Raw genomic sequence first — 9,197 nt, 5'->3', positions numbered from 1 at the left:
GCGTAGTAAATTACGCGATTTAATGATGAGTGGCCAAGTGCCAGGCGTCACTAAAGCCAGCTGGTAATAGGAGGATATAGCTATGAGTATGAGTGATCCGATTGCCGACATGTTGACGCGTATTCGTAATGCGCAAATGGTTAACAAAGCGGTTGTTGCTATGCCTTCATCAAATGTTAAGACTGCTATTGCTAGCGTGCTTAAAGAAGAAGGTTATGTAGAAGATTTTGCAGTGCAAACTGAGGGTGGTAAAGCTACTTTAACTATTAGCTTGAAATATTATGCTGGTCGCCCAGTTATTGAGCGTATACAGCGTATTAGCAAACCGGGTTTGCGTGTATATAAAGGGTCTCAAGAGATTCCTAAGGTAATGAATGGTCTTGGTGTGACAATTATGTCTACATCTAAGGGTGTAATGACAGATCGTAAAGCTCAAGCTGCCGGTATCGGTGGCGAAGTGCTCTGCGTAGTGGCTTAAGGAGAAGCAAATGTCACGTGTTGCTAAAAATCCAGTCGCTATTCCAGCCAAAGTTGAAGTGGTATTAAGTGCTAATTCAATTGATGTGAGCGGTCCATTAGGTAAATTGTCTCATCCGCTAACAAGTGCGGTTGTGCTTAAACGTGAAGGAGAAACAATTACGTTTCAAGCTTCAAGTGATGCTCAACACTCACGTGCAATGTCAGGTACATTGCGTGCCTTAGTGGCAAATATGGTTAAAGGTGTTTCAGAGGGCTTTACACGTAAATTAACGCTAGTTGGCGTTGGTTACAAAGCTGCTGCACAGGGCGCTATATTGAACTTGGAGTTAGGTTATTCACACCCAATCAACCACAAAATGCCAGCTGGCGTGACTGTGGTAACTGCTACACCAACAGAAATTCTGTTAACAGGTGTTGATAAGCAGGTGATTGGCCAGGTTGCTGCACAGATTCGAGCTTATCGTGCTCCAGAGCCATATAAGGGCAAGGGTGTACGTTACTCTGATGAAGTTGTTGCAATTAAAGAAACCAAAAAGAAATAAGGCTTAAAAAATGAACAACGTAAATAATCGCTTGCGTCGTGCACGTAAAACCCGTGCCAAAATTGCAGAGCTAAAAGTTACACGTCTAAGTGTGCACCGTACAAATACGCACATCTATGCACAAATTATTGCTGAATCTGGCGATAAGGTAATTGTTAGTGCTTCAACGGTAGAAGCTGACGTTCGTAAAAACATTAAAAATGGCGGCAATGTGGAAGCAGCTGCAGCTATTGGTAAACTTATTGCTGAAAAAGCGGTTAAAGCTGGTGTTACAACTGTTGCTTTTGATCGTTCAGGCTATAAATATCACGGTCGTATTAAAGCGTTGGCTGATGCCGCTCGCGAAAACGGCTTATCCTTCTAATTGGTCTGATTGCTAAAGAGGTTAATGATGGCGAGAGAAATGGAACAGCAACAGCAGCAGACTGATGGTTTGCGCGAAAAGATGATTGCAGTTAATCGTGTAAGTAAAACGGTTAAAGGTGGTCGTATCATGAGTTTTGCAGCTCTTACAGTAGTTGGCGATGGCGATGGCGCTGTTGGTATGGGTAAAGGTAAAGCACGTGAAGTGCCTGTAGCTGTACAAAAGGCTATGGACGAGGCGCGTCGTGGTATGTTGAAAATTAATTTAACTAACGGCACTTTGCATCACGCTGTAACTGGTGTGCATGGCGCAGCTAAAGTGTTTATTCAACCAGCTTCAGAAGGTACTGGCATAATAGCTGGTGGTGCAATGCGCGCTATTTTTGAAGTAATGGGTGTGACTAACGTGGTTGCTAAATGTATCGGTTCAACTAACCCTTACAATTTGGTTCGCGCTACTTTAAATGGCCTAGAGTCAATGAATACACCAGCAGAAATCGCAGCTAAACGCGGTAAATCAGTTGAAGAAATTAGAGGCTAATCATGGCTAAAATAGAAAAAGTTGCAACACCTATTAAGGTGACGTTAGTTAAAAGTACAATTGGCCGCATTCAGGCGCATAAAGCTACCGTTACTGGCCTAGGCTTGCGTCGTATGCACCACACTGTTGAATTACAAGACACTCCAGCAATTCGCGGTATGATCAATACTGTGGGCTATCTCTTAAAGGTAGAAGGATAATGCAATTAAATACAATCAAGCCTGCTGAAGGCGCAAAGAAAGAACGTCGCCGCGTTGGTCGTGGTATCGGTTCTGGTTTTGGTAAAACAGCTGGTCGCGGCCATAAAGGACAGAAATCACGTACAGGCGGTTTTCATAAAGTTGGTTTTGAAGGTGGTCAAATGCCAATTCAACGTCGTCTGCCAAAACGTGGATTTAAATCAATGACAAAAGCTAAGACGGCTCACGTACGCACTAGCGAACTTGCTCTTATTCCAAACGAAGTGATTGATTTGTTAGCATTAAAAGCAGCAAATATCGTTTCAGGAACAGTTAAAAATGCTAAATTATTTTTATCTGGTGAAGTAACTGCAAAATATAATATCCAAGGTTTGCTATTGACCAAGGGCGCTCGCGCCGCGGTTGAAGCAGCTGGCGGTAAAATTTTAGAAGCTGCATAAGAGTACTGTTTTGGCAAAAGATAGTTTATTGAAAACAGCATCAAAAATGGGTGAACTTAAAAGCCGCCTATTATTTGTGTTAGGTGCGTTAATTGTATTTCGCTTAGGCGCTCATGTGCCTGTACCAGGTATTGATCCTGTTGTGTTGGCTAAGCTGTTCGAGTCTCAGAGCAATGGCATATTAGGCATGTTTAATATGTTTTCTGGTGGAGCTCTTTCAAGATTTACCGTATTTGCTTTGGGGATTATGCCTTATATTTCTGCGTCTATTATTATGCAGTTGATGTCGGCAGTTTCTCCAAAACTTGAGCAGCTTAAAAAAGAGGGCGAAGCTGGCCGTAGGGTTATTACAAAATATACGCGTTATGGCACAGTTGTGCTTGCAACTTTTCAAGCATTAGGTATAGCCATTGCTTTAGAAGGTCAACCAGGCTTAGTGTTAGATCCTGGGATGGCTTTTAGGTTAACGGCTGTCGTTACACTTGTTAGCGGTACGATGTTTCTAATGTGGTTGGGTGAACAAATCACTGAGCGTGGTATTGGTAATGGAATTTCAATCATTATCTTTGCAGGTATTGTTGCTGGTTTGCCAAGTGCGCTTGGCTCAACCGCTGAGATGGTTAATACAGGTGCTTTTAGTGTGCCATTGGCTTTTTTCTTATTGGTAGCAATAATTTTAGTGACTGCTTTAGTTGTGTTTGTAGAGCGCGGTCAACGTAAGATTACTGTAAATTATGCGAAGCGCCAGGTGGGTAATAAGGTTTATGGTGGTCAAACGACGCATTTGCCTTTGAAGCTAAATATGGCAGGTGTTATTCCTCCTATTTTTGCGGCAAGTATTATTATGTTTCCTGCTACATTGGCTGGTTGGTTTGGCAGTAAAGAAAGTATGTATTGGCTCAAGGATATAGCCGCAGCTTTATCACCTGGGCAGCCAATTTATATTTTGTTTTTTACCGTTGCTATTGTTTTCTTTTGTTTCTTTTACACTGCATTGCAGTTTAACCCAAAAGACACGGCTGATAACTTAAAGAAAAGTGGTGCGTTTGTTCCTGGAATTCGTCCTGGTGACCAAACTGCAAAATACATCGACAGAATAATGGGGCGTTTAACATTAATCGGTGCTATCTACATCACGTTGGTTTGTTTGTTGCCTGAGTTTTTAAGATTGAAATTCAACACACCGTTTTATTTTGGCGGTACTTCATTGTTAATTATTGTTGTTGTTACGATGGACTTTATGACGCAAGTTCAGTCACATTTGATGTCGAATCAATATGAAGGTCTGCTTAAAAAAGCCAACTTCAAAGGCAATACGCAAAAGTAATTAATAGTAATAATTTAGAACCTGTAGTTTAAGAAGTGATGGAGTTATAAATGAGAGTTCGTGCATCTGTAAAAGCATTATGCCGTAATTGTAAAGTTGTTCGCCGTCGTGGCGTTGTACGTATCATTTGTACAGATCCACGTCACAAACAACGTCAAGGTTAATAGAGTTTTATTAATCCAATTAGTGGCTGTTTAACATAGCCGCTAATTAAGTTGGTCAATATTTAATTGATCAGAAGATAAGCTAATTGATATAAATTGGTTTTACTGTTAGAATCGTCGGCTTTTTTAAAGCAGTAGATTTTTAGGTAAACCTAAATTTGGAGTAAAGTATGGCGCGTATTGCAGGGGTGAACATCCCAAATAACAAACATGCTGACGTTGCATTAACTGCAATTTTCGGTATTGGACGTGTTACAGCACAAAAAATCTGTGCTGCAGCTGGCGTTTTAGCGACAACAAAAATGAAAGACTTAAATGACGCTGATGTAGATAAGCTGCGTGATGAGGTTGCTAAAGAAAAGGTTGAGGGCGATTTGCGCCGTGAAGTTTCAATGAATATTAAGCGTTTGATGGATTTGGGTTGTTATCGCGGCATTCGTCATCGCCGTGGTTTGCCAGTGCGTGGTCAACGCACTAAAACAAATGCTCGTACACGTAAAGGCCCAGTTAAAGCGATTAAGCAATCTAAATAACTTGGTTCAAAGTTAGTGGTTGGAAAATTTTAGGCCTGTGATTTTTAAATAGGCAAATTTTAGTAAGATTTATTGGTAAGGATAGTGCAACATGGCAAAAGCTAATGTACGCGTAAGAAAGAAAGTTAAAAAGAATATTGCAGAGGGCATTGCCCACGTGCATGCCTCTTTTAACAATACCATCATCACCATTACTGACCGTCAGGGTAATGCGTTGTCATGGGCAACTTCTGGTGGCCAAGGTTTTAAAGGCTCACGTAAGAGCACGCCCTTCGCTGCGCAGGTTGCTGCGGAAGTTGCTGGTAAATCAGCACAAGAAAACGGTGTTAAGAATTTAGAAGTGCGTATTAAAGGCCCAGGCCCAGGTCGTGAATCTGCAGTGCGCGCACTTAATGCAGCTGGTTTTAAAATCACCAGCATTACTGATGTGACGCCAGTGCCTCATAATGGCTGCCGTCCACCTAAAAAACGCCGCATTTAAGTTGAGCTTAAAGCTCACTTTAGTAGAGATAACAGGAGAATCCCTTGGCTAGAAATTTAGACCCTAAGTGCCGTCAGTGTCGTCGTGAAGGCGAAAAGCTTTTTTTAAAGGCTGAAAAGTGTTTCACAGACAAATGTGCAATTGAAAAACGTAACTTTCCACCAGGCCAACATGGTCAACGTCGCAACCAACGTCTATCAGACTACGGTGTACAATTACGTGAGAAACAAAAAGTTCGACGTATTTATGGCGTCCTTGAAGCTCAGTTCCGTAGCTATTATGCTGAAGCTGATCGCCAAAAAGGTATTACAGGTGAAAACTTGTTGCAACTTTTAGAGTGCCGTTTAGATAACGTTACTTTCCGTATGGGTCTTGGTGGTTCACGCACTGAAGCGCGTCAAATTGTTCGCCACAATAGTATTTTGGTAAATGGACGTCGCGTAAATATTCCTTCATATCAAGTTAAAGCTGGTGATGTTGTGAGTGTGGCTGAATCATCTAAAACACAGTTGCGTATCAAAGGTGCTCTAGAAGCAGCTGAGCAACGTGGCTTTCCAGCATGGATTGAAGTTGATGTTAAAGCGCTTAAAGGTACCTTTAAGGCTAAGCCTCAACGTGATGAGTTACCACCAACAATTAATGAATCATTGGTAGTTGAGCTTTACTCAAAATAATTAAGATTTAAATTGTTATGTTAGGTGAGCCGTTTACGGTTCACCTAAATATATACTCTAAGAACTATAAGTTAGTAGAGATTAATACAAAAATTAAAAGGTATAACTATGCAAAACAGTCCTACCGAATACTTGAAACCACGTGTAGTAGATGTAGAGGTATTATCTCCATTACGCGCACGTGTAACGTTAGAGCCTATGGAACGTGGCTTTGGTTACACATTAGGTAATGCTTTACGTCGCGTTTTATTGTCTTCAATTCCTGGCTTCGCTATTACTGAAGTTAAAATTGATGGTGTTGTACATGAGTATTCAACTTTAGATGGCGTACAAGAAGATGTGGTGGATATTTTACTAAATCTTAAAGGCGTAGCTTTAAAACTAAATACAAAGTCAGAAACTATTTTAGTTTTAAATAAATCAGTTGAAGGCGTTGTTACTGCAGGCGATTTTGAAACAGGCCATGATGCAGAAATTGTTAACCCCGATCATGTGATTGCACACCTTACAAAAGGCGGCAAACTGAATTTAGAAGTTAAAGTAGCAATGGGTCGTGGTTATCAACCAGTTCCAGCTCGTCAAAAAGCAAATGAAGAAGATCGCGTTCTTGGCTTTATCATGGTTGATGCGTCATTTAGCCCAATTAATAAAGTAAGCTATCAAGTTGAAAGCGCTCGTGTTGAGCAACGTACTGACTTGGATAAGCTGGTGATGGATGTTGAAACTAATGGTGTGATTGAACCAGAGCAAGCTATCCGTGATGCTGCGCGTATCTTAATGGGTCAGTTGTCTGTTTTTGCTGATTTAGAAGGCGCACCAAGTGAAGTTGAAGTGAAATCTGCACCTCAGGTTGATCCAATTTTATTGCGTCCAGTAGATGATTTAGAATTAACTGTACGTTCAGCTAACTGTTTAAAAGCTGAAAATATATTCTACATTGGTGATTTGATTCAACGTACTGAGAATGAGCTTTTAAAGGCGCCTAATCTTGGTCGTAAATCATTGAACGAAATTAAAGATGTACTCGCAACTCGTGGCCTTACATTAGGCATGAAATTAGAAAACTGGCCACCTGTTGGGCTTGAAAAAGCTTAATTGACCGGTATAAATAAAGAAACTTTAAGGAATTACTATGCGTCACGGTAATAGCAATCGTAAATTAAATCGTACTAGCAGCCATCGTGCAGCGATGTTCCGCAACATGACGGCTTCATTATTACGCCATGAGGTTATTAAAACTACTTTGCCTAAAGCAAAAGAGTTACGTAAATTTGCAGAACCCCTAATCACATTAGGTAAAACACCAACTTTGGCTAACCGTCGTTTGGCATTCAGTCGCCTGCGTGATCGTGACATCGTTGGTAAGTTGTTCGGAGAACTTGGTCCGCGCTATATGACCCGTAATGGCGGTTATTTACGTGTGTTGAAGTGTGGTTTCCGAAATGGTGATAACGCACCAATGGCATTGGTTGAGTTGGTTGATCGTCCAGATACCAGTGCTGATGTGGTAGTTGCAGAATAAGTGAATTAATATTCATTATTTTATTAAAAGCCAGCTATACGCTGGCTTTTAACATTGTTGGTTACGAATTTTTAATTTATTTTAAATCGATTAATTTTTCGATGTCATTAATAGCAAATGGCCAAACTAATTCTGTGTTGTAATTTTTGCGCTTTACCACTGGAATAATAAGGCTGTATTTTTCATATAGATTAGCGTCTTCGGTAATTTCAATCGTCGTCCAAGAGATGTCATGTTGTTTACCTATGATTTCTAATATATTTTCGGCTTCTTCGCAAAGGTGGCAATGTGAAGTTGAATATAATTGAAGTTGAATCATTGTGACAGTTGCTCCTTTTTTTACATAATTTTATTTATGTTAAAAATTACAGTAAATTTAATCTAAAAATATCTATGTTACTTTAAAAATAAACCATAATGGCATATTCAGCATAGTTTTGCTTTAGCATTATTAGCCAATTTCATACACGGGTCATCATGGCAGAAAATCAAGAATCCAAAGAGAGCTTAAGCGAAAATCTAAAACAAATAATTACGCTTTTGGAAAAGCATAAGTTAGTTGAAGATCTTGTGCATAAGCAATCTATGTCAAAGCATGATCTGATTGAATCGATTGTCCATAAACAAAATCTATATGAGCTACAAAAGAAGTTAGATCAAATTCATCCGGCTGATGTAGCCGACATTTTAGAAGCACTTCCTCTAGAGCAGCGACTGGGTGTTTGGGAGCTTGTTAAAGCGGATAGAGACGGCGACATTCTTCTGGAAGTATCAGATGCGGTTCGTCAAACTTTGATTGCGGATATGGACTCTGAGGAGTTGCTTGCAGCCGCAGAGCAACTTGACACCGATGAGTTGGCAGATTTAGCGCCAGACTTACCTAAAGACGTGTTGCAGGATCTGTTAGATAGCCTGGATTCACAGAACAGAGCCCGCTTGCAGTCGGCATTATCTTATTCAGACGATGCGGTTGGGTCTATTATGGATTTTGATATTGTCACAATTCGTGAAGATATTACGTTAGAAGTTGCATTGCGATATATGCGCCGTCTAGGTAGTTTGCCCGACCATACCGATAAACTGTTTGTAGTGGATAGAGATGGTATTTTGCGTGGCGTGCTGCCTCTAAAACGCTTGGTTGTGAATGATTTAGATGCCAATGTGGCCGATGTAATGGCTGAAGATGCCGTCACATTCCACCCAGAGGACATTGCAGATGATGCAGCTAAGGCATTTGAGCGCTATGACTTAGTGACTGCTCCAGTTATTGATGAGAATAATAAATTGGTTGGCCGTGTAACCGTAGACGCTGTGATGGATTACATTCGTGGTGAGACTGAAAGCGATGTGCTGTCAATGGCGGGCTTGCGCGAAGAGGAGGACTTTTTCGCTTCCATTTGGAAATCTGTACAAAACCGCTGGGCATGGCTAGCGCTTAACTTAATGACAGCATTAGTGGCATCGCGTGTGATTGGTTTATTCGAAGGCTCAATTGAAAAGATAGTAGCGCTTGCTGCTTTAATGCCTATTGTGGCTGGCATAGGAGGAAACTCTGGCAACCAAACCACTACTATGATTGTGCGTGGATTGGCATTAGGTCAAGTGGCCTCTCATAACATGAAATCACTTATCACGAAAGAGCTGGGTGTAGCCTTGTTAAATGGTTTGATATGGGGCGGCGTGCTGGCGGTAGTTGCCTTTGCTTTGTATGGTAATTATCATCTAGGCTTAGTGATGATGGCTGCCATGACACTTAATTTATTATTAGCCGCCTTAATGGGTGTAATGATACCGCTAGTCATGAATAAACTCGGGCGCGACCCAGCAGTGGGTTCCAGCGTACTCATTACGGCTGTGACTGACAGTGGAGGTTTTTTTATCTTTCTGGGCTTAGCCACAATTTTTCTCATTTAGAGATTTTATATATTAA

15 protein-coding genes are annotated in these 9,197 nt (G+C 40.9%); 14 read left to right on the top strand and 1 reads right to left on the bottom strand.

Translation table 11 applies throughout. From position 1 onward, the window contains the following. Nucleotides 1-82 precede the first annotated feature (82 nt). The 13 genes from rpsH to rplQ all read left to right on the top strand — a co-directional run bounded on the left by rpsH (nt 83) and on the right by rplQ (nt 7,267). A complete protein-coding gene (rpsH, locus tag Q8J82_RS02565) occupies nt 83-478 on the top strand; it encodes a 30S ribosomal protein S8 (protein WP_013147053.1) in 396 nt (131 codons plus the stop codon). A gap of 10 nt (nt 479-488) precedes the next feature. Further along, entirely contained in the window at nt 489-1,022 is a 534-nt protein-coding gene (rplF, locus tag Q8J82_RS02560) for a 50S ribosomal protein L6 (RefSeq protein WP_304890111.1), read from the top strand. 10 nt (nt 1,023-1,032) lie between these two features. Next, nucleotides 1,033-1,386: a 50S ribosomal protein L18 gene (gene rplR, locus Q8J82_RS02555; RefSeq protein ID WP_300480887.1), complete on the top strand. Its 354-nt coding sequence runs from the start codon at nt 1,033-1,035 to the stop codon at nt 1,384-1,386. A gap of 27 nt (nt 1,387-1,413) precedes the next feature. Next, nucleotides 1,414-1,926, top strand: coding sequence for a 30S ribosomal protein S5 (gene rpsE, locus Q8J82_RS02550; RefSeq protein WP_013147056.1), 513 nt, complete (start codon nt 1,414-1,416; stop codon nt 1,924-1,926). A gap of 2 nt (nt 1,927-1,928) precedes the next feature. Further along, complete coding sequence (rpmD, locus tag Q8J82_RS02545) at nt 1,929-2,126, top strand: 50S ribosomal protein L30 (RefSeq protein WP_304890110.1); 198 nt, start codon at nt 1,929-1,931, stop codon at nt 2,124-2,126. Continuing rightward, nucleotides 2,126-2,566: a 50S ribosomal protein L15 gene (gene rplO, locus Q8J82_RS02540; RefSeq protein WP_304890109.1), complete on the top strand. Its 441-nt coding sequence runs from the start codon at nt 2,126-2,128 to the stop codon at nt 2,564-2,566. The genes rpmD and rplO overlap by 1 nt, the downstream gene beginning before the upstream one ends. A 46-nt stretch (nt 2,567-2,612) precedes the next feature. Continuing rightward, entirely contained in the window at nt 2,613-3,893 is a 1,281-nt protein-coding gene (gene secY, locus Q8J82_RS02535) for a preprotein translocase subunit SecY (protein ID WP_370653519.1), read from the top strand. A 50-nt stretch (nt 3,894-3,943) separates the two neighbouring features. Further along, nucleotides 3,944-4,057, top strand: a complete 114-nt coding sequence (gene rpmJ, locus Q8J82_RS02530; protein ID WP_013147060.1) for a 50S ribosomal protein L36 — start codon at nt 3,944-3,946, stop codon at nt 4,055-4,057. Nucleotides 4,058-4,227: 170 nt separating this feature from the next. Next, on the top strand, nt 4,228-4,590 hold the full coding sequence (gene rpsM, locus Q8J82_RS02525; protein ID WP_304890107.1) for a 30S ribosomal protein S13: 363 nt from the start codon (nt 4,228-4,230) through the stop codon (nt 4,588-4,590). A 91-nt stretch (nt 4,591-4,681) separates the two neighbouring features. After that, on the top strand, nt 4,682-5,071 hold the full coding sequence (rpsK, locus tag Q8J82_RS02520; RefSeq protein ID WP_013147062.1) for a 30S ribosomal protein S11: 390 nt from the start codon (nt 4,682-4,684) through the stop codon (nt 5,069-5,071). Between the two features lie 44 nt (nt 5,072-5,115). Next, on the top strand, nt 5,116-5,745 hold the full coding sequence (gene rpsD, locus Q8J82_RS02515) for a 30S ribosomal protein S4 (RefSeq protein WP_304890106.1): 630 nt from the start codon (nt 5,116-5,118) through the stop codon (nt 5,743-5,745). A 108-nt stretch (nt 5,746-5,853) separates the two neighbouring features. Continuing rightward, on the top strand, nt 5,854-6,840 hold the full coding sequence (gene rpoA / locus Q8J82_RS02510; RefSeq protein WP_013147064.1) for a DNA-directed RNA polymerase subunit alpha: 987 nt from the start codon (nt 5,854-5,856) through the stop codon (nt 6,838-6,840). A gap of 37 nt (nt 6,841-6,877) precedes the next feature. Next, a complete protein-coding gene (gene rplQ, locus Q8J82_RS02505; protein WP_305327714.1) occupies nt 6,878-7,267 on the top strand; it encodes a 50S ribosomal protein L17 in 390 nt (129 codons plus the stop codon). Nucleotides 7,268-7,343: 76 nt separating this feature from the next. On the opposite strand, the gene Q8J82_RS02500 is transcribed toward rplQ, so the two are convergent. Then, entirely contained in the window at nt 7,344-7,586 is a 243-nt protein-coding gene (locus tag Q8J82_RS02500; RefSeq protein ID WP_304892290.1) for a glutaredoxin family protein, read from the bottom strand. Nucleotides 7,587-7,744: 158 nt separating this feature from the next. Between Q8J82_RS02500 and mgtE the strand changes: the two genes are divergently transcribed. Beyond that, the gene (gene mgtE, locus Q8J82_RS02495) at nt 7,745-9,181 is read left to right on the top strand and encodes a magnesium transporter (RefSeq protein WP_304908739.1); all 1,437 of its coding nucleotides are present in this window, start codon (nt 7,745-7,747) and stop codon (nt 9,179-9,181) included. The last annotated feature ends 16 nt before the right edge of the window (nt 9,182-9,197 follow it).

The organism is Methylotenera sp. (assembly GCF_030684185.1).
Lineage (GTDB): Bacteria > Pseudomonadota > Gammaproteobacteria > Burkholderiales > Methylophilaceae > Methylotenera.
The sequence above is the reverse complement of the archived record's forward strand: the minus strand, read 5'-3'. Positions and strand labels throughout refer to the sequence as shown.

What these genes read in the sequence shown, in the direction of transcription:
- rpsH (WP_013147053.1), top strand. Translation starts at nt 83, where the DNA reads ATGAGTATGAGTGATCCGATTGCCGACATGTTGACGCGTATTCGTAAT.
- rplF (WP_304890111.1), top strand. Translation starts at nt 489, where the DNA reads ATGTCACGTGTTGCTAAAAATCCAGTCGCTATTCCAGCCAAAGTTGAA.
- rplR (WP_300480887.1), top strand. Translation starts at nt 1,033, where the DNA reads ATGAACAACGTAAATAATCGCTTGCGTCGTGCACGTAAAACCCGTGCC.
- rpsE (WP_013147056.1), top strand. Translation starts at nt 1,414, where the DNA reads ATGGCGAGAGAAATGGAACAGCAACAGCAGCAGACTGATGGTTTGCGC.
- rpmD (WP_304890110.1), top strand. Translation starts at nt 1,929, where the DNA reads ATGGCTAAAATAGAAAAAGTTGCAACACCTATTAAGGTGACGTTAGTT.
- rplO (WP_304890109.1), top strand. Translation starts at nt 2,126, where the DNA reads ATGCAATTAAATACAATCAAGCCTGCTGAAGGCGCAAAGAAAGAACGT.
- secY (WP_370653519.1), top strand. Translation starts at nt 2,613, where the DNA reads ATGGGTGAACTTAAAAGCCGCCTATTATTTGTGTTAGGTGCGTTAATT.
- rpmJ (WP_013147060.1), top strand. Translation starts at nt 3,944, where the DNA reads ATGAGAGTTCGTGCATCTGTAAAAGCATTATGCCGTAATTGTAAAGTT.
- rpsM (WP_304890107.1), top strand. Translation starts at nt 4,228, where the DNA reads ATGGCGCGTATTGCAGGGGTGAACATCCCAAATAACAAACATGCTGAC.
- rpsK (WP_013147062.1), top strand. Translation starts at nt 4,682, where the DNA reads ATGGCAAAAGCTAATGTACGCGTAAGAAAGAAAGTTAAAAAGAATATT.
- rpoA (WP_013147064.1), top strand. Translation starts at nt 5,854, where the DNA reads ATGCAAAACAGTCCTACCGAATACTTGAAACCACGTGTAGTAGATGTA.
- rplQ (WP_305327714.1), top strand. Translation starts at nt 6,878, where the DNA reads ATGCGTCACGGTAATAGCAATCGTAAATTAAATCGTACTAGCAGCCAT.
- Q8J82_RS02500 (WP_304892290.1), bottom strand. Translation starts at nt 7,586, where the DNA reads ATGATTCAACTTCAATTATATTCAACTTCACATTGCCACCTTTGCGAA.
- mgtE (WP_304908739.1), top strand. Translation starts at nt 7,745, where the DNA reads ATGGCAGAAAATCAAGAATCCAAAGAGAGCTTAAGCGAAAATCTAAAA.